General features: G+C 65.9%; 17 protein-coding genes and 1 riboswitch. Of the genes, 7 read left to right on the top strand and 10 right to left on the bottom strand.

Annotated features, from left to right (window positions below; genetic code table 11):
* Position 1 precedes the first annotated feature (1 nt).
* The 3 genes from GBJ34_RS16730 to GBJ34_RS16720 form a co-directional block, all read right to left on the bottom strand.
* Positions 2-1108, bottom strand: coding sequence for an ABC transporter ATP-binding protein (locus GBJ34_RS16730; protein WP_404811442.1), 1107 nt, complete (start codon positions 1106-1108; stop codon positions 2-4).
* A 70-nt stretch (positions 1109-1178) separates the two neighbouring features.
* Entirely contained in the window at positions 1179-2615 is a 1437-nt protein-coding gene (locus tag GBJ34_RS16725) for an amidase (protein ID WP_151720338.1), read from the bottom strand.
* 197 nt (positions 2616-2812) lie between these two features.
* Entirely contained in the window at positions 2813-3112 is a 300-nt protein-coding gene (locus GBJ34_RS16720) for a DUF6476 family protein (protein ID WP_151720337.1), read from the bottom strand.
* Here GBJ34_RS16720 and GBJ34_RS16715 point away from each other — a divergent pair.
* A complete protein-coding gene (locus GBJ34_RS16715) occupies positions 3111-4178 on the top strand; it encodes an RluA family pseudouridine synthase (RefSeq protein ID WP_151720336.1) in 1068 nt (355 codons plus the stop codon). The two genes, GBJ34_RS16720 and GBJ34_RS16715, sit on opposite strands and share 2 nt — an antisense overlap.
* Before the next feature lie 326 nt (positions 4179-4504).
* On the opposite strand, the gene cobA is transcribed toward GBJ34_RS16715, so the two are convergent.
* From cobA to GBJ34_RS16700, 3 genes are all read right to left on the bottom strand, one after another.
* The gene (cobA, locus tag GBJ34_RS16710; protein WP_151720335.1) at positions 4505-5221 is read right to left on the bottom strand and encodes a uroporphyrinogen-III C-methyltransferase; all 717 of its coding nucleotides are present in this window, start codon (positions 5219-5221) and stop codon (positions 4505-4507) included.
* Between the two features lie 263 nt (positions 5222-5484).
* A complete protein-coding gene (locus tag GBJ34_RS16705) occupies positions 5485-6321 on the bottom strand; it encodes an anti-sigma factor family protein (protein ID WP_151720334.1) in 837 nt (278 codons plus the stop codon).
* Positions 6308-6931 (bottom strand): sigma-70 family RNA polymerase sigma factor, encoded by a 624-nt coding sequence (locus tag GBJ34_RS16700; RefSeq protein WP_151720333.1) that lies wholly within the window; start codon positions 6929-6931, stop codon positions 6308-6310. Before GBJ34_RS16700 ends, GBJ34_RS16705 begins: the two co-directional genes overlap by 14 nt.
* Before the next feature lie 135 nt (positions 6932-7066).
* Between GBJ34_RS16700 and GBJ34_RS16695 the strand changes: the two genes are divergently transcribed.
* The 3 genes from GBJ34_RS16695 (at position 7067) to GBJ34_RS16685 (ending at position 8752) form a co-directional block, all read left to right on the top strand.
* The gene (locus GBJ34_RS16695; RefSeq protein ID WP_192931264.1) at positions 7067-7390 is read left to right on the top strand and encodes a DUF1636 family protein; all 324 of its coding nucleotides are present in this window, start codon (positions 7067-7069) and stop codon (positions 7388-7390) included.
* Between the two features lie 172 nt (positions 7391-7562).
* Positions 7563-7773, top strand: a riboswitch (cobalamin riboswitch).
* A gap of 31 nt (positions 7774-7804) precedes the next feature.
* Positions 7805-7975 (top strand): CbtB domain-containing protein, encoded by a 171-nt coding sequence (locus GBJ34_RS16690; protein ID WP_151720331.1) that lies wholly within the window; start codon positions 7805-7807, stop codon positions 7973-7975.
* A gap of 3 nt (positions 7976-7978) precedes the next feature.
* Positions 7979-8752 carry a CbtA family protein gene (locus tag GBJ34_RS16685; protein ID WP_151720330.1) on the top strand — a complete coding sequence of 258 codons (774 nt, stop codon included), beginning with the start codon at positions 7979-7981 and terminating at the stop codon, positions 8750-8752.
* 61 nt (positions 8753-8813) lie between these two features.
* Here GBJ34_RS16685 and guaD read toward each other — a convergent pair whose 3' ends face one another.
* The gene (gene guaD / locus GBJ34_RS16680; RefSeq protein ID WP_151720329.1) at positions 8814-10091 is read right to left on the bottom strand and encodes a guanine deaminase; all 1278 of its coding nucleotides are present in this window, start codon (positions 10089-10091) and stop codon (positions 8814-8816) included.
* Between the two features lie 122 nt (positions 10092-10213).
* Here guaD and mgtE point away from each other — a divergent pair, with 122 nt between their 5' ends.
* Entirely contained in the window at positions 10214-11587 is a 1374-nt protein-coding gene (gene mgtE, locus GBJ34_RS16675) for a magnesium transporter (protein ID WP_151720328.1), read from the top strand.
* Positions 11584-12138 carry a 5-formyltetrahydrofolate cyclo-ligase gene (locus GBJ34_RS16670; RefSeq protein ID WP_151720327.1) on the top strand — a complete coding sequence of 185 codons (555 nt, stop codon included), beginning with the start codon at positions 11584-11586 and terminating at the stop codon, positions 12136-12138. The genes mgtE and GBJ34_RS16670 overlap by 4 nt, the downstream gene beginning before the upstream one ends.
* Before the next feature lie 114 nt (positions 12139-12252).
* On the opposite strand, the gene GBJ34_RS16665 is transcribed toward GBJ34_RS16670, so the two are convergent.
* The 3 genes from GBJ34_RS16665 to cobS all read right to left on the bottom strand — a co-directional run bounded on the left by GBJ34_RS16665 (position 12253) and on the right by cobS (position 17203).
* Complete coding sequence (locus GBJ34_RS16665) at positions 12253-14049, bottom strand: aminopeptidase P family protein (protein WP_151720326.1); 1797 nt, start codon at positions 14047-14049, stop codon at positions 12253-12255.
* A 92-nt stretch (positions 14050-14141) separates the two neighbouring features.
* On the bottom strand, positions 14142-16013 hold the full coding sequence (gene cobT / locus GBJ34_RS16660; protein ID WP_151720325.1) for a cobaltochelatase subunit CobT: 1872 nt from the start codon (positions 16011-16013) through the stop codon (positions 14142-14144).
* Positions 16014-16216: 203 nt separating this feature from the next.
* Entirely contained in the window at positions 16217-17203 is a 987-nt protein-coding gene (gene cobS / locus GBJ34_RS16655; protein ID WP_151720324.1) for a cobaltochelatase subunit CobS, read from the bottom strand.
* Positions 17204-17409: 206 nt separating this feature from the next.
* Here cobS and GBJ34_RS16650 point away from each other — a divergent pair, with 206 nt between their 5' ends.
* Positions 17410-18717, top strand: a complete 1308-nt coding sequence (locus GBJ34_RS16650) for an FAD-binding domain-containing protein (protein ID WP_151720323.1) — start codon at positions 17410-17412, stop codon at positions 18715-18717.
* Positions 18718-18737 lie beyond the last annotated feature (20 nt).

Below are 18737 nucleotides of genomic sequence, written 5' to 3'. Positions count from 1 at the left end.
CTCAATCCCCCACGATCTGGGCGGCGCCCGGCGCAAAGCGGATGCCGACCGGCGCATCTTGGCTCAGGCCGCTATCGCCTGTGGGGTTGCTCTGCAGCCGCGCCACCACTTCGGTTCCGTCGGCCAGCAGCAGATGGACATGGGTATCGGTGCCGAAATAGACCCAGTCGCGGATGGTGGCGGGCACCGATCCTGCCTCGCCCGCGGGCGTCAGGCGGACCTGTTCGGGGCGCACGGTCAGGGTGACGGGACCGGCCGGACCCTCCGCCCCGGGCAATTCCACCACATCGCCCGTGGCCAGCCGCGCGCCACCGGGGACCAGCGTGGCGGGCAGGAAGTTGGTCTCTCCGATGAAACTTGCGACAAAGCGGTTCACCGGCCGGGTATAGATGTCGCGCGGGGTGCCGATCTGCTGGATCTTGCCATTGCTCATCACGCCGATCCGGTCGGACATGGTGAGCGCCTCTTCCTGATCATGGGTCACGAAGATGAAGGTGATGCCGGTCTCGGTCTGCAACCGCTTCAGCTCGACCTGCATTTCCTTGCGCAGTTTCAGATCCAGCGCCGAAAGCGGCTCGTCCAGCAGCAGCACCTCGGGCTTTGCGGCAAGGGCGCGGGCCAATGCCACGCGCTGTTGCTGGCCGCCCGACATCTGGGTGATCTTGCGATCCGCCAGATGGCCCAGCTTTACCAGATCCAGCATCTGCCTTGCGGTCTCGGCCACCTGGGCCTTTGGCTTGCCCTGCATCTGAAGCGCGAAGCCCACATTCTGGGCCACCGTCAGATGCGGAAACAGCGCATAGCTTTGAAACACCGTGTTCACCGGCCGCTTGTTGGGCGGCAACATGGTGATGTCGCGCCCATGCAGCAGGATCTGCCCCGAGGTCGGGCTTTCAAAGCCTGCGATCAGGCGCAAAAGCGTGGTCTTGCCGCAGCCCGAGGGGCCAAGCAGGGTGAAGAACTCGCCCTTGCGGATCTCGACCGAGACATCATCAAGCGCGCGAACCGCCGCGCCGCCCTGTCCAAACGCCTTGACGGTGTTGCGGGCCTCGATGGCTATGCCCGCAGCGTCAAGGGTTGCGGTTGCTGTTGTGGCGGTTGCTGTCACAATGCCGTCCCCGTTGCTGACTCTGTTCTGGTTTTTGATCATATTTCGCGGGGAATGCGCATCTGGCAAGTCATTTTGCCCAAACGGGTGGCTTTCGTGCCAACCAGTCGCCAGATTTCTCGACTTCTGCACAAAGCGCGAGCAGTTCCTCATCATTGCCGAAGGGTGCGGCAAGGTGGATGCCGATGGGCAGGCCGCTTGCGCTCATCCCCAGCGGCAGCGAGGCGGCGGGCTGCCCGCTGGCGTTGAATGCGGCGCAGAAGGGGGAATAGGCGAAGATTCCCTTGGGGCCGTTGCGATAGCCGACATAGTCTTCGGTCTTGTGGTCAAAGCGGCCGACACGGGCCGGAAGCTCGGCGAGTGTCGCAGACAGGATGATGTCATACTGCCCAAAGGCTGCGGCCATCTGGCGGCCAAAGGCATGGATCTCGCCCACGGCTTCCAGATAGCGGGTCGGGTGCAGGGTTTCGGCGTAGGCGCAGGCACCGCGCCCCACACCTTCGACCAGATCGGCGGTCAGCGGGCGGCCCTTCAGCGCCTTGCGGATGCCAAGGGCCGTGCCCACGCCGACAAGATCGGTCCAGGCCCGCATCATCCGCGTCACATCGGCGTTTGGCAGGCCGGGGCTGACATGATGGCCTAGGCCTTCGAGAAGGGCTGCGGCATCAAGGACGGCCTGTCGCACCTCGGGGTCGATCGCCTCGCCGGTAAAGGTTGTCTCCACCAGCATCACGCGCAGGCGGCGCGGCGGGCGGCTGATCGCATCCATATGGCCATGGCGTAGCGGCGGCGCGTGATAGGGCGCGCCGGGATCGGCACCATGGCAGGCGTCCAGCATGGCGGCGGTGTCGCGCACCGTGCGGGTCAGAAAGCCGTCGATTGCCATGCCCGCCCAGCCCTCGCCGACATAGGGGCCATCGGGCAGACGCGCACGGGTGGGCTTGTAGCCGAACAAGCCGCAGCTTGAGGCCGGGATACGGACCGAGCCACCGCCATCCGAGCCATGCGCGAAGGGCACGATGCCTGCGGCAACCACCGCCCCCGCACCGCCCGAGGATCCACCGGGCGTGTGATCAGTGTTCCACGGATTGCGGCTTGGCCCGCCATAGACAGCCGCTTCGGTGACCGTTCCGACGCCACCTTCGGGGCTGGTGGTGCGCCCCCATGTCACCACGCCGGTGGCCCGGATGCGCTCAAAGATCGCGCTGTCGCGGTCATAATGCGTATTGGCCAGCAGCCGCGATCCGTTATGGGAGGGGAAATCCACCGCCTCGCAGCCCAGATCCTTTAGCAAGAAGGGCACGCCCGTGAAGGGGCCGCGCGGCAGGCCCTCGGCGATCTTGCGGCGCGCGACATCCTCTTGCGGCAGGGTGATGGCGTTCAGGACGGGGTTCAGGCTTGCTGCGGCCTCCAGCGAGGCGTCCAGCAATTCGGAAGGTGATACCGCCTTGCGGGCCACAAGCGCCGCAAGGTCGGTGGCATCGCGGGCGCCGAAACGGTCGAGCATGGTGATTCCCCGTCATCTGATCTGAATATTTGATCATATGTTCGGGGCGCAGCAGGTATCTGGCAATCCTGCCTGCGACATTTGTCATGCCGCAAAGCGGCGATATGGCCCTTCAAGCCGCCCGGCGGTGTGGAAGCGGGCCATCCAAGCGGGGCTCGGCCCGAAAGCTGCAAGGATCGGCAACCCTCTTGCCGCCTTTATCGGTTCACCGCGATTTCCTGTGTCATTTGGCCATTCGTGTCGAAGATCAGGATCCGGCCATCATCGGTCACCACCGCCACCCAACCCTTGCCGCGGGTGATTGCCTGCGGGCTGACGCCCTCTGGCAAGGTCAGGTTCTCCGGGAAGGCCGGGGTGGTGCCAAGGGGCAGGCGCGTGACAAGCAGGCCCACGATGGTTATGACGCCGAGGATCAGGGTGAGGGTCAAGGCCGTCACCAGCCATTTCAGCCAACGCAGCGAGGGCGGCAGCTCCAGCTGTTCCGAGGTATCGTCCATGACCCGCTCCTTTGACGATGATGATGCAGCCGACGGCCCGCTGCTGCGCGTGGTGATCGGCGAGGACCCGCCCGACCGTCTGGATAAGGCACTGGTGCGCGAGGTGCCAGAGGAGGCGTCTCTGTCACGCTCGCGTCTGATGAAGATGATCGCGGCGGGCGAGGTGCTGCGCGACGGTGTGGCGGTGACCGATCCGAAGACCCGTGTTTCAGCGGGCGAGGTCTATGATCTGGTGGTGGGACAGGCCGCCGAGATCGACACCCAGCCCGAGGATATCCCGCTGGAGGTGATCTGGGAAGACGGTGATCTGATCGTCATCAACAAGCCGGTCGGCATGGTGGTGCATCCGGCGCCGGGATCCTGGACCGGGACGCTGGTCAATGCGCTGCTGTTCCATTGCGGTGACACGCTGTCCGGGGTGGGGGGCGAAAAGCGCCCCGGCATCGTGCACCGGATCGACAAGGATACATCGGGCCTGCTGGTCGTTGCCAAAAGCGATCGCGCCCATCACGGGCTTGCGGCGCAGTTTGAAAAGCATACGGTCAACCGGCATTATCTGGCGCTGGTCCATGGCGTGCCCTCGGCCGCTGATCCGCGTCTGCGCGGCACGCGGGGCGTGAGCTTCGAGACCGGGGGGATCCTGCGCATCGCCACCCATCTGGCGCGCCACAAGACGGATCGTCAGCGTCAGGCCGTGGTTTGGAATGAGGGACGCCACGCGGTGACCCGCACCCGCGTGCTGGAGGCTTACGGCACGCCCGAGGCAGCGAGCCTTGTGGAATGCTGGCTGGAAACCGGGCGGACACACCAGATCCGCGTGCATATGGCCCATGCCGGTCACGGGCTGCTGGGCGACCAGACCTATGGCGGCAACAAGCGCCGGGTTGCGGCCAAGGCGGTGGGGGATGCGGCCTCCGAGGCCGCCAATGCCTTCCCGCGCCAGGCACTTCACGCGGCAAGCCTTGGCTTCACCCATCCGGTGACCGGCGAGGATCTGCAGTTCGAAGCGCCCTTGCCAGAGGATATGGCGGCACTGGTCGATCTGTTGCGCGCTGGAATTGCGTAGCTGCCTGACACCCGATCGGGCCCAGACGCGCTGGGCAGGGTTCGGGGCTGGGGTGCTTGCGCCTTTGCAGCGCGCATGACGCTGCAAGACCAGACTATCGGGTCTTGTCTGAAAATGAATGGCGGCCATGCTTGCGCCACGCCCTGTTGACGCTGGGCGGGCAGGTGGGCGTTGGTCCTCCACCCGGAGAGCCATACACGCGGATAGCCAGCCACCCGGAGAGCCGCCGCCTATCGACAACCTTCCGCCGGGCAAAGCGCGGATCAGACTTTGACCCTCAGTTGCCTGATCCGGCTGTCGCTGGCGCTGGGCATGTCTGTGCGGGTCTAGAACGCCAGTGGCCCGTAAAGGATCAGCCCCGGTTGTGACGTATCGGCATTGCGCAAATGCGCGGCCAGCGAGGCAATGCTATGGCGCGCGATCGTCTCATCCGGGGTCGAGATGCCATGCGCCAGCAAGGCGGGCGTTGCGGCATCCATCCCGGCTTGGATCAGCCGCGCCGCCAGATCGGGGAAGGTGCGCTGCCCCATATAGATTACCGTCACCGCCATCGGATCGGCCAATGCGGCCCAGTTCAGATCGCCGGGCAATTGCCCCCGCGTATCGGCCCCGGTGATGAACTGAACACGTCGTGCGGTCAAGCGGCGCGTCAGGGGCAGGCCTGCGGCCGCCGTGGCCGATGTCGCGGCGGTGACCCCGGGCACGATCTCGAAGCCGATGCCTTGCGCGCTCAGCGCGATGATCTCTTCTTCCAGCCGACCGAACACCCCGGCATCGCCCGATTTCAGCCGCACCACCCGTAGCCCGCGGCGGGCATGATGGCAAAGCAGGCGGTTCACCTCTTCCTGACGGGCCGAGGGGCGGCCCGCGCGCTTGCCAACCGCAATGGCCTCGGCCTCGGGTCTGATCATTTCAAGGATCGGGCCGGAGCTCAGATCGTCGTAAAGCACCACATCGGCCTGGCGCAGCCGGTTCGCGGCGCGCAGCGTCAGCAGATCGGCCGCACCGGGGCCGGAGGATACGAAGGTGACGAAACCGGGCATGGCATGGTCCAGCGGCAGGGATCGGCGATCAGGGTTGCCTGATGCCATAGCGGGCCGGAACGCCCGGGTCAAATGCGCAGGGACAAGTGGGTGGGTCGATCAAATTGGCGGGCCAAGTCAATTGGGTGAGCGAGCCCAATGCGGAGCGAGCCGAATGGGGGGGCAGCCAGATACGCAGGGCAGCCAGATACCCAGGCAGCTCTGCTGCGGATCAGACCTGCGGCGGGAATGCGCCTGCCAATATCCGGGGCGCTTGGCCTTGCCTAGAATCTGCGCAGCAGGCGATTGGCCCCTTGCGACAGATCCGCCAGCGGCTGCGAATTGTCGACCAGCACATAATTCGCCGCATCGCGCGAGAACACGGCGAAGGCCTTGCCGTCGCGATGATAGGCGCGGGGGGGCTGATCCTGCGCGGTGCCGCTTTGCGCGACCGAGAACAGCATGATCTCGCCCATATCGGGGGTCTCGATGGCAATGGCCACGCCAGGGCGGCTTTGTGTCGCCACCACCTGCACATCGCGCACCAGCCAGTCCTGAGGCAGACCGGGCAGGGTGATGCCAAGCGCGCGGGCGATCTCCGCCGTATCAAGGCGGGGGCTTTCGGGCTGTGATTGCATGGCAAGGCGCAGCGCCATCGCCGCCTCGGCATCCAATGCGGCATCGATCAGCGGCGTCACGGTGGAGCCGGGTGAATGCGGTGACAGTGCGGTCATCAGCGATTGCCCGCTCCAGCCAAGGGCGAAACAGGCGATGGCCGCCGCAATGGGCAGATAGCGGCGGCGCAGGTCCTGGCGCTCCAGCCCGGCAGAGACCCGGCGCGCCTCGGACCGCATGGCGGCGGGGGCGGGGCCGTTGATCGCGCCGAGCGCAAGCCGCAAGCCTTCGGTCAGGCGCAGATCGGCCATGGTCTGGGCCGCAAGATCTGGATGCTGTGCCAGATAATCCGCCACTTCGAATCGCTGCTCGGGCGGCATCTGGCCATCGGTCAGGGCGGCCACGAAGCCCTCGATATCATGATCGCCATGCGGGCGATCCGCATCTGTCGGCGCAGACATGGCACCCGGTTCACTGGTCCGGGGATCATTGTCATCGATTGTCATCGCGACCTCCTACCAATCGCAAGCCCGCCAATCGCAAACCGGGCCGCGTGCCATCGGGGCTTTGGGCGCGGCCCGCAGGCTGTGCGCCACCTGCCACGCCTGCAGCCTGAGGGGCATCCGCCTGCCGGGGCGGGCCATCCTCGAACCGCCGCAGCGCCGCACGCGCCCGCCCGATGCGCGACATCACTGTGCCCGGCGGTATCTGCAACACCGCCGAGGCCTCGGCAATGCTCAAGCCCTCCATCGCCACCAGATGCAACGCCTCGCGCTGATCGGGGGGCAGGTCGAGAAAGGCCAGCCGCAATTGTGCCAGCCGCATCGCCTGTTCGCCATCCGGCGTCGAAAAGCCGGGATTCAGTTCGGCCCAGGCCTGCTCGCGCGCCTCGGATGCGCGCCGGCTGCGCATCTGGTCGATGAAATGGTTGTGCAGGATCGACATCAGCCAGACGCGCAATGACCCGCCGGGCCGAAAGCTCGCCCGGCGCTCATAGGCTTTGAGAAGCGCACCCTGCACCAGATCATCGCCTTCCTGACTGGCACGCGTCAGCACCCGCGCATAGCGGCGCAGCGCGTCGAGATGTGGTTGAAGGTCGAAATCGCTTTGTCCCATATTGGCTATACGATACCGGCGCAGCTTTCATCCGCAAGGCGGCGCAGATTTTTCCGTCGATCTGCTGGAAAGAGGCGGCGCTTGCCCCTGCCGGTCATTTCGCCAGAATGCCGTCGAAACGGATGGGGCGAGGGAATGGTCACGGTCTTTGTCTGCACCGAATGCCCGACAGGGGCCGAGCGGTTGGCCAAGGTGCAGAAGGCGCTGCGGGGCCAGCCCTGCCGGGTGCAGGGCAATGCCTGCCTGTCGGGCTGTCGCAGCGGCGCCTCGGTCGCGCTGCGGGCATCGGGGCGGATGGCCTATCTGTTCGGCCCGCTCCAGCCCGAGGATATGGCCTTCCTGCCGGTTCTGATCGGCGAATATCTTGCCGCACCCCGGGGCGAGATCCTGGACGCGCGCCCGTTGGGATCGCTGCGGCTGCGGGTGCTGGCCCGCATCCCCGCCTGCCGGGAAGACTGATCCCGGGTCTTGACCTGCGGCCCCACCACCGAGACCAGACTACCGAAGCCAGAGGCTGGAGGTTTACCCACCTGGGCTGACCGCTCGAGTCCGGCCATCCTCCGCCAGACCACAGACGCCTGTGTGCTCATACCCCCGACCTTTGTGCGCTTGACCCTGCCGGGGGCAGCTGTCACAGTTTCCTCGCAAAAGCGTGACCGGGCCCATCCCGGTGACAGGGAACATGGCAGGCAGCCCGACCAATGGGTCAGACCTGAACCAGACCGCCCCCGCGACTGTGAGCATCGAGCCAGTCCGACAAACCACTGTGGCCCCCGCGCCATGGGAAGGGTCGGCGGCAGCGACATGCAAGTCAGGAGACCGGCTTTTCGCGCGCACTCAACCGCCGTCGGGGATGACGGCCAGGAGAATGACATGACGACTGCAACCCGTGCCGCGGGCACAGCTTCCGTATCCTATGGCAATATCGCCATCGTGGCCTTGATCGGTGCGATCCTGATCTTCACCGCGGGCCTTGCCCAGTCCGAGGCGCTGCATGATGCCGCCCATGACGTGCGCCACGCCACCGGCTTTCCCTGCCACTGATCCATGCTGACGAAAATGCTGACCAGCGCCTTGATCGCTGGCGCTGCCGCAGGGCTGATTGCCGCCCTGCTGCAGCTTTTCTTCGTGCAGCCCGTGCTGCTTCATGCCGAGCTTTATGAGGGCGGCGAGCGGACCCATTTCGCGGCGGCCTCTGGCCATGATCATGGTGCGGGGGCAGCGGAAGGACATGACCATGCCGCACCGGCGGAGGGGCATGACCATGCGGCCCCGGTCGAGGCGCTGGCTGCTGAAGGGCACGCAGCACCCGGCATCGGCTTTGACGCGCCGCGCGACGGTCTGTCGATCCTGTTCTCGATCGTCGTCTATTCAGGCTATGGCCTGCTGCTGGTCGCAGCCTTCGCGCTGTCCGAGGCGCGCGGGCATACCGTCAGCGCTCGCGAGGGGCTGCTTTGGGGTGTCGCGGGCTTTGTCGCCGTGCAAATGGCCCCGGCCTTTGGTCTGGCACCCGAACTGCCGGGGATGGCGGCTGCCGATATCAATGCCCGCGCCCTTTGGTGGATCATGACCGTTCTGCTGTCGGCAGGCGGGCTGTGGCTGGTGGCTTTTGGCCGCAACTGGACGGTCTGGGCGCTTGCCCTTGTCATGCTGGCGCTGCCGCATGTCGTGGGTGCCCCGCATCCTGCCGATTTCACCGGCCCGACCCCGCCGGAACTGGCGGCGCAATTCGCCGGACGCGCGCTTGGCGTGGGGCTTGCGGCCTGGGCTGTGCTCGGGCTCTTTGCCACCACGCTCTGGACCCGCGCCCGCGCGGCCTGATGCCTTTGCCGAAGGGCCCCGCGCTTTGGGCCCTTCGGAACCGGATTGTGCCCGGCGGGATTTAAGCTGCCCGTTTGCCGCCGATCCAGACCGCCTGCACCGCGCGGTCATCGCCCATCATGATGGTGGGGAACAGCGCCTGCCACAGCGTGTCCGCCCGCGCGCTTGCCTGGGCAATGGCGGGGGTGGAGGCCAGATCGATCACCACAAGATCCGCCTCAAGCCCCGGGGCAATATTGCCGATCTGGTGATCGGCATGAAGGCTGCGGGCCGAACCTTGCGTTGCCAGCCACCAGAGCTGCGCCGGATGCAGCGCATGGCCGCGCAGTTGCGACACTTCATAGGCCGCGGCCATGGTGCGCAGCATCGAAAAGGATGATCCGCCGCCGGTATCGGTGGCAAGGCCCACGCGGTGACCGGCCGATTTCAGCCCCGCCATGTCGAACAGGCCCGAACCGATGAAGGTGTTGGAGGTCGGGCAATGGATCAGGCTGCCATCCACCTCGCGCAGCCGGTCCTTTTCGCGCGGTTCCAGATGGATCGCATGGCCATAAAGCCCCCCTTTGCCCAGCAGGCCGAAACGTTCATAGGTATCCAGATAATCGCGGGCATCCGGGAACAGATCCTTGACCCAGGCGATCTCGTCGGTCTGTTCGCTCAGATGGGTCTGCATCAGGCAGGACGGATTGGTGGCCCAAAGCGCCCCCATCGCCTCAAGCTGTTCCGGCGTCGAGGTCGGCGAGAAGCGCGGGGTGATGACATAGGACAGCCGGTCCACCCCGTGCCATTTGGCCAGCAGCGCCGCGCTGTCGTCATGCGCCGATTGTGCGGTGTCGCGCAGGCCCTCGGGGGCGTTGCGATCCATGCAGGTCTTGCCGGTCCAGATCCGCTGGCCGCGTGCCTGTGCCGCCCCCATCAGCGCATCGACCGATGCCGGATGGATCGTGGCATAGGAACAGACCGAGGTCGTGCCATGCGCCCGCGTCAGATCCAGATAGCGGTTGGCCACGGCCTGCGCATAGGCGGGGTCGGCAAAGCGCATCTCTTCGGGAAAGGTATAGCTGTTCAACCAGTCGATCAGACGCTTGCCCCAGCTCGCGATGATCGCGGTCTGCGGGTAGTGCACATGGGCGTCGACAAACCCGGCGGAGATCACCGAAGTCCCGTAATCGGTAACCTGCGCCTGCGGATGGGCGCGGGTCAGCGCATCCCGGCTGCCGGTCGCGACAATGCGGCCAGCTTCGACCAGCACCGCCTCATCGATGCGCGCAGCCTCTGGCCCCGCCTCGAACGGATCGGCGGAGAAGGACAGCACCTGTCCCAGCAGAAGATCGGCCATGGCATTCTCCCTACATTGGCGACCCATGTTAAACCCGTGTCATCTGTTCGTAAATTTCCCTTCCTACTCTGTTTCTTTGAAACAGCTTGGCATAAGGTCCGCACAATCGGATCGGAGGCGCGATGAACGAAACACAGGCAGCAATGGACGAGGAAGAGGCCCTGGACCCCCGCCGCGTCACCGCCATTCTCGAGGCGGTTGAAGCCGGGGACGGTGCCCGCCTGCGCGTCCTGGCGCAACCCTTGCACGCTGCCGACGTGGCCGACCTTCTGGAACAGATCGGCCCTGCGGAACGCCGCGCCTTCCTTGCGCTTTACGCGGGCGAGATCGACGGCGACATCCTGTCGGAAATTGACGATTCGATCCGCGAAGAGGTGATCGAGGCGCTGCCACTGAATGTGGTGGCGGATGCGGTGCGCGAGCTGCACACCGATGACGTGGTCGACATTCTGGAAGACCTTGAGGCACCGCAGCAGGAAAAGATCCTGGAGGCGCTGGAAGATGCCGACCGGATCGCGGTCGAACAGGCCATGGCCTATCCGGAATATTCCGCAGGCCGCCTGATGCAGCGCGAGGTCGTGGTCGCGCCTGAACATTGGAATGTCGGCGAGGCCATCGATTATCTGCGCGTGGCCGATCATCTGCCCGACCAGTTCTATCATGTGATCCTGATCGATCCGCGGATGCGCCCCAAAGGCTATGTCACGCTGGGGCGGCTGCTTTCCTCACGCCGCGATGTGCGGCTGCGTGATATTGTCGAAGACAGTTTCCGCACGGTGGAGGCGACCGACGAGGAATCCGATGTTGCCTATATCTTCAACCAGTATCACCTGATTTCCTGCCCCGTTGTCGATGAGAACGGCCGCCTGGTTGGCGTCATCACCATCGATGACGCGATGAACGTGCTGGATGAGGAACATGAGGAAGACATGCTCCGCATGGCGGGGGTGGGGGATGAAAGCTCCATCGCCGACGGGGTGGTCGATACGGTGAAGGGGCGGCTGCCCTGGCTGCTTGTCAATCTTGTGACCGCCAATATCGCGGCCTTTGTGATCTCGTTGTTCGAGGGCACGATTTCGTCGCTGGTGGCGCTGGCCGCGCTGATGCCAATCGTGGCCTCGATGGGCGGCAATGCCGGCACCCAGTCGCTGACGGTTGCGGTGCGGGCGCTGGCCACGCGCGACCTGACCGCGCAGAACGCCGCCCGCGTGGTCTGGCGCGAGGCGGGGGTGGGGCTGATCAACGGGCTGACCTTCGCCCTCATCATGGGGGCCGTGGGCTGGCTGGTCTTCGGGATGCCGCTTCTGGGTCTGGTTCTGGGGCTCGCGCTGATCTTCAATCTGCTGATCGCGGCGCTGGCGGGCATTGTCGTGCCGCTGGTGCTGGATCGCTGGGGCTTTGATCCGGCGCTTGCTTCCGGCACTTTCGTCACCACCATGACCGATGTGTTCGGCTTCTTCTCCTTCCTTGGCCTTGCCACGCTGGTGCTGTTGTGACCGGGATCGCGGCGCTGAAAGCGCAGGCACGGCAGGCGGCTTTTGCTGCCCGCAAACTGGCCTTCGCGCAAGGGCAGGGGCAGGCGGCGGCGATCCTTGCGGACCTTCTGTCGGAATACGGCGCGCGGCCGCTGGCCGGTTACATGGCAATGCGGACCGAGATCGACCCGACCGAGGCCATGGCGGCGCATCCCGGCGTGGTTGGCGTGCCGGTCATCATGGGCGCAGGGCAGGCGCTGCGGTTTCGCGAATGGACGCCGGGTTGCGCGATGGTCGATGGCCCCTTTGGCGCACAAGTCCCGACTGAGGGGGCCTGGATCGAGCCCGAGGTTCTGATCGTGCCGCTGGTCGCCTGGGATCGGCGCGGCTATCGCCTGGGCTATGGCGGCGGCTTCTATGACCGCACGCTGGAGGGCTTGCGCACCCGCCGCCCGACGCTGGCGGTGGGATTTGCCTTTGCCGCGCAGGAACTGCCCGAGGTGCCGGTAGAGTCGATCGATCAGCCGCTGGATGCCATCGTGACCGAGGCGGGCGTGTTGCGCTTTTCCTGAAGTGGCACCTTGCGGATGGCCGCATTCAATCGCCTTGCAAGCGGCCATTCGCGCAATGCGCCCTGTTGTCCAGACGCGTGACTGGTCTTTAGACGCCGCGCAGGCGACTTGCTGTTAGATCGCCGCACAGGCGGCTTGCAGCCAATCCAGCACCGCGCCCTCGACCCTTGGCCCGATCTTTGCCAGCACCTCGGCGTGATAGGCGTTCAGCCAGTCCCGCTCACCCGGGGCCAGCATGTCGGTCACGATCAGGCGGCGGTCAAAGGGCGCAAAGGTCAGGGTCTCGAAGCTGAATTGCGCGCGATTGTCGCCAAGCGCCGGGGCCTCCTGCACGACGATCAGGTTTTCCAGCCGGATCCCGAAAGCACCCGCGCGGTAATAACCCGGCTCGTTCGACAGGATCATACCTGGCTGCAACGGTACGTCGGACAGGCGCGAGAGGCGTTGCGGCCCCTCATGCACCGACAGGAAGGCCCCCACACCATGGCCGGTGCCATGGTCATAATCCTGTCCCGCCATCCAGAGCGGCGCACGCGCCAGCGCATCCAGATCACGCCCGGCCAGACCGCGCGGAAACCGCGCCCGGCTGATCGCGATCATGCCTTGCAGCACACGGGTATAGCAGGCGCGTTCCTCGTCGCTCGTGGGGCCGGTCGCCATCGTGCGGGTGATATCGGTGGTGCCATCCTGATACTGGCCGCCGCTGTCGACCAGCATCAGTTCACCCGGCGTGACGGGGCGGTTGGTGGCCTCGGTCACCCGGTAATGAATCACCGCGCCATTCGGCCCGGCGCCACTGATCGTGTCAAAGCTGATATCGCGCAACGCATTGGTGTCGCGCCGGAACCCTTCCAGCGCCTCGACCACCGCGATCTCGGTCAACTCGCCCTTCGGGGCCTCGGCATCAAACCACGCCAGAAACCGCACCACCGCCGCGCCGTCGCGCAGATGCGCCTCGCGGGTCGCCGCGATCTCGGCCCCGGTCTTGCAGGCTTTCGGCAGGCGGCAGGGATCGTCGCCCCAGGCCACAGAAACCCCCGCAGCCGCAAGCCGTTGCGACACGATCAGGGGGGCGGCGCTGGCATCGACGCGGACCGGACCGGCAAGGCCCGCCAACGCGGGCAGGAAATCCGCGACATCGTGCAAACTGACCGCGTCGCCCATATGGGCGCGGGTCTCGGCGTCGAATTTGGCCGCATCTGCAAACAGTTGCACCCGCCCGTCATCGGCCAGAATGGCAAAGCCATGCAGCACCGGGTTGCGCGGCACATCGGCACCGCGGATGTTCAGCAGCCAGCAGATCGAATCCGGCAGGGTCAGCACGGCAGCCTTTTGTCCGGCCTTGCGCAGATCCGCGGCCAGCGCGGCGCGCTTTTCGTCGCTGCGCCGTCCGGCCAGCGCATCGGGATGCGGGAAGGCGCGGCCCGTCGGAGGGGCAGGCTGATCCGGCCAGATCGCGTCGATCATATTGGCAACCGGGCGCAGCGTGACCCCGGTTGCGGCAAGGGCACTCTCCAGCCGCCCGATTTCCTCGGCGGTGTGCAGCCAAGGGTCAAACCCCACCACGCCGGCCGCCAGGTTTTCCGCGATCCAGACCCCCGCCTGCATCTCGGGCCAGTTCACCGGCGTATAGACGGACAGATCCACCTGATCGCGCACCTGAAGGCGATAGCGGCCGTCGATGAAGACCCCGGCAATCGCGGGCAGCACCACGGCAAAACCCGCCGATCCGGTAAAGCCGGTCAGCCAGGATAGCCGCTCGTCATGCGCCGCGACATATTCGCCCTGATGGGCATCCGCGCGCGGCACCAGAAACCCGTCCAGTCCCTCGGCCACAAGCTGTGCCCGCAGCGCGCTCAGCCGCGCCGCTCCCGTTGAGGGATCAAAAGTCGAGCTAAAGGTCTGAAACACCGCAGCGCCTTTCTTCTTTTCAAAAATAGCTTATGGGCGGGAAAAGGCGGTGCGTAAACGCCCTTTGGGGGGGGCAGGCAGCCCCCCTTCATCTACCCGGCCTTGCGCGACAGCCCGCGCGCCCGTTTGCGCGGATCGCTTTCAAACAGGCTTGCCAGCTGTTCGGTCATCGCGCCCGCCAACTGCTCCACATCGGTGATGGTGACGGCGCGCTGGTAGTAGCGCGTCACGTCATGGCCGATGCCGATGGCGATCAGCTCCACCTGTTTGCGCTTCTCGACCATGCTGATCACGTCGCGCAGATGCTTTTCAAGGAAGCTCGCGGGGTTCACGCTCAGGGTGGAATCATCGACCGGCGCGCCGTCCGAGATCACCATGAGGATCTTGCGCGCCTCCTTGCGGGCCATCATCCGGCGATGCGCCCATTCCAGCGCCTCGCCATCGATGTTTTCCTTCAAAAGCCCCTCTTTCATCATCAGGCCCAGATTGGGCCGCGCCCGCCGCCAGGGCGCATCGGCGCCCTTGTAGATGATGTGGCGCAGATCGTTCAGCCGCCCCGGTTGCTGCGGCCGCCCCGAGGCCAGCCATTTCTCACGGCTCTGGCCGCCCTTCCAGGCGCGGGTGGTGAAGCCCAGGATCTCCACCTTCACGCTGCAGCGTTCCAGCGTGCGCGCCAGAACATCGGCGCAGATCGCGGCGATGGAAATCGGCCGCCCCCGCATGGAGCCGGAATTGTCCAGAAGCAGCGTCACGCAGGTATCACGGAACTCGGTGTCCTTCTCCTGCTTGAACGACAGCGGCGTGGTCGGGTTGGCAACCACACGCGCCAGGCGCCCGGCATCCAGCGTGCCTTCCTCCAGATCGAACAGCCAGCTGCGGTTCTGTTGGGCTTGCAAGCGCCGTTGCAACTTGTTGGCCAGACGCGAGACCGCCCCCTTCAACGGATCAAGCTGCTGGTCGAGATAGGCGCGCAACCGTTCCAGTTCGGCGGGTTCGGCCAGATCCTCGGCGCGGACTTCCTCGTCGAACTCGGGCGTATAGACGGTATAATTCGGATCGGCATCGGAATAGGGCGCGGGCGGTGGCGGCTCCAAGGGCGCCTCGCCCTCGGGCAGCTCCGATTCCTCGGCCTGCTCCATATCCGCGTCATCCTGCATCGAGACCTGAGCCTGGCTCTGATCCTGCTGCTGTTCCTGACTGCGCTCGGCATCCGCCTCGGCGTCTTCCTCCTGCTCCGACTGATCTTCGCCGGTGCTTTCGGGATTGTCGTCGGCCTCGGCCTGATCCTCGGCCTCCTGATCCTCGTCCTCGGCATCCGGGTCATCGCCCAGCTGATCGCCATATCCCAGATCGGAAATCACCTGCCGGGCCAGCCGCGCGAAAGCGGCCTGATCGGCCAGAACATCGTCGATGCGGTCCAGCGCGCCGCCCGCCTGCTCTTCGATGAAGCCACGCCAGAGGTTCATCACATTCTCGGCCGACTTGGGCAGCGGCTGGCCGGTGGCCAGGTGGCGCACCAGATAGCCCGCCGCGACAGAGAGCGGCGCGTCGGAGGCCTGGGTGATCTGGCCATAGCCCTTGCGCTCGGCCTCCTGACCCAGCTTATGGGCGATGTTCACGGCAGTGCCGGGCATGGCGCGGGCCCCTAGCGCCTCGGCGCGGGCGGTCTCCATCGCGTCATAGATCTCGCGGGCGAGGCCACCGGGCGGGGCGTATTTGCTGGCTACGCCTTCGTCATGGTGACGGCGGCGCAGGGCGAAAGCATCCGCCGTGCCGCGCGCCAGCATCACCTCGTCGCGGGTCATGCGGCGGCTGACTTGCGGCAGGCGCACACCCTCGGAGGTCATGCCGGCGGGGTCGACCGAATAGGTGACCGTCATCTCCGCATCATCGGCCATGGTCTTGGTGGCTTCGGCCAGGGCCTTCTTGAACGGATCGGCGGGGTTGTCGGTGGGCTTGGTCATATCTCGCGCGCTCCGGGTCTTCGTGGTTTCCCCAAGGCCGGGGGGCTGTCTGCCCCCCGCGCTTCCCTTCGGGAAGCTCCCCCCGAGGATATTTGGGAACAGATGAGAGGCAGGGCGATGCCCTTGATCTCACCTGTTTCGAAATATCCTCAGGGGGGTGAGGCCGCAGGCCGAGGGGGGCGCGAGCGCCCCCCTGCGACGCATCACTTCATTGCAGTCGAGGCCGCACTTTCTGGCAGTTCCTCGCCGAAGCAACGCTGATAGAACTCGGCCACGGTCTGGCGCTCCAGCTCGTCGCACTTGTTCAGGAAGGACAGCCGGAACGCATAGCCGATATTGCGGAAGATCCGGGCATTCTCGGCCCAGTTCAGCACGGTGCGCGGGCTCATCACGGTCGAGAGGTCGCCATTGACAAAGGCGGTGCGGGTCAGATCGGCCACCGTCACCATCTGGCTGATCTGCTTGCGCCCATCCGCGGTATTGTAATGCGGATTCTTGGCCAGCACGATCGCACTTTCGGCGTCATGGGACAGGTAGTTCAGCGTGGCCACCAGGCTCCAGCGGTCCATCTGCGCCTGGTTGATCTGCTGCGTGCCGTGATAAAGGCCGGTCGTGTCGCCCAGACCCACGGTGTTTGCGGTCGCAAACAGCCGGAAGGACGGGTGGGGGGTGATGATCTCGTTCTGGTCCAGAAGCGTCAGCTTGCCGTCATGTTCCAGCACGCGCTGGATAACGAACATCACATCCGCGCGCCCCGCATCATATTCGTCGAATACGATAGCCACCGGATTCTTCAACGCCCAAGGCAGGATGCCGGGATGGAACTCGGTCACCTGCTTGCCGTCTTTCAGCTTGATCGCGTCCTTGCCGATCAGGTCGATCCGGCTGATATGGCTGTCGAGGTTGACGCGCACGCAGGGCCAGTTCAGCCGCGCCGCGACCTGTTCGATATGGGTCGATTTGCCGGTGCCGTGATAGCCCTGGATCATCACTCGGCGGTTATAGGCAAAGCCCGCCAGGATCGCGAGCGTGGTATCGGGGTCGAACTTGTAGGTCGGATCGATCTCGGGCACGCGGTCGCCCCGCTCGGCGAAGCCCTTGACCTTCATGTCGGTGTCGATGCCGAAGACATCGCGCACGGAGATTTCTTCGGTGGGTTTCGCAATCTGGTCGAGCATTCCATCCGCCATTCGGTCTGGGGCGCGCGCGTCCCGGGCGGGGCGCCTGCGCAGTCATGGGTTCGCTGTTTTGTGAAACATTCCGCGCAGGGCTGCAAGGGGTCGGCCTGTGCCCCTTACAATCGCAGATCCCGAGATGGCGCAGGCCGCGCAGGCGCGCTGCGGCGCGGGGTTTACGAATCCTTTCGCTGTGCTAAGCAATGCTCTATGAATGTTCTATGAATGTTTTAGTTTGGCTCCGGCGCGATCTGCGGATCGGCGATCATGCGGCGCTTGCGCTGGCGGCGCAGCGCGGGCGGGTGCTGCCGGTCTGGCTGGCAGAGCCTGCGCTGTGGCGCGCGCCATCTTCCTCCGCACGGCAATGGGCTTTTGTGGCGGAAACCCTGACCAGCCTGCGCGCCGATCTGGCGGGGCTTGGTCTGCCACTTGTGATCCGCACAGGCGACGCGCGGGCGCAGCTGGAGCGGTTGGTGCGCGCGCATGATATCAGTGAAGTCATCACGCTGCGCGGGGCGGGCACGATGCCTGGGCCTGCGACCGCAGGGGCGGCCTGGGCGCGTGCTGCGGGCTTGCGCTGGACCGAGTTGGAGGCAGGCGCCGAGATCGGGCCGCTGCCCGAGCGGATTGTCCCGGTGCCGGGAGTGGAGCCGGGCGTTCTGCCTTCTGCGCGTGCGCTTGGTCTGGCCGATGATCCTTGCCCGCATCGGCAAGCGGGCGGCTGGGCCTCGGCGCAGATCCTGCTGGAAAAGCTGGGCCGGATGCAGACCGCCCCGACCCACCCGTTGATGGCAGAGCGCGCATCCTCTCGTCTGTCGCCGCATCTGGCCTGGGGGGCGATCGCGCCGGGGGAGCTGGCCGCTGTGCCGGGTATGGGGGGGCGGCATCTGCGGGCGGGTCTCGCCCGGCGGGCGCAGGCCCTGAGCCGCTGGGAGGGCGGCGGGACGGGTTCGGGACCTGCGGATCGCGGCGTTCTGGCGGCCTGGGAGGCGGGCGAGACCGGCTTGCCATTCCTTGATGCCTGCCTGCGCTATCTGCGGGCGACCGGCTGGCTGCATCACCGGCTGCGCGCGATGCTGGCGGGATCGGCGCTGCGTGTCTTCGGGCTGGAGGCGCAGGCGGCGCATGATCTGCTGGGGCGGCGCTTTACCGATTTTGACCCGGCCTTGCATGGGGTGGCGATGGAGGCGGCGGCTCATCTGCCGCTGGCGCAATGCGATGCAGTCGGGCAGGGGCTGCGGCTGGATCCCGATGGCACCTTCATCCGCCGCTGGCTGCCCGAACTTGCGCCGGTGCCGGGCGATCATCTGCATCGGCCATGGCGATGGGAGGGCGCGGCGCGGTTGCTGGGCCGGCGCTACCCCGAGCCGCTGCTGGACCCTGCCAGCACCTTGCGGGCCTTGCGCGAGGCCAGCCCGCCGCGCGACCCACGCCCCCGCAGGCCTGTGGTGCCGGTGATCTTGCTGGAAGGCGATGCGCCCGCGCGTCCGCGCGGGTCATCGGGACAGCAGTTGCAACTGGATCTTTAGGTCCATTCTCAAGGATGGCC

The sequence above is a fragment of the Gemmobacter serpentinus genome (assembly GCF_008973825.1).
GTDB lineage: Bacteria > Pseudomonadota > Alphaproteobacteria > Rhodobacterales > Rhodobacteraceae > Gemmobacter > Gemmobacter serpentinus.
This window is presented reverse-complemented; position numbering and strand designations above follow the sequence as displayed.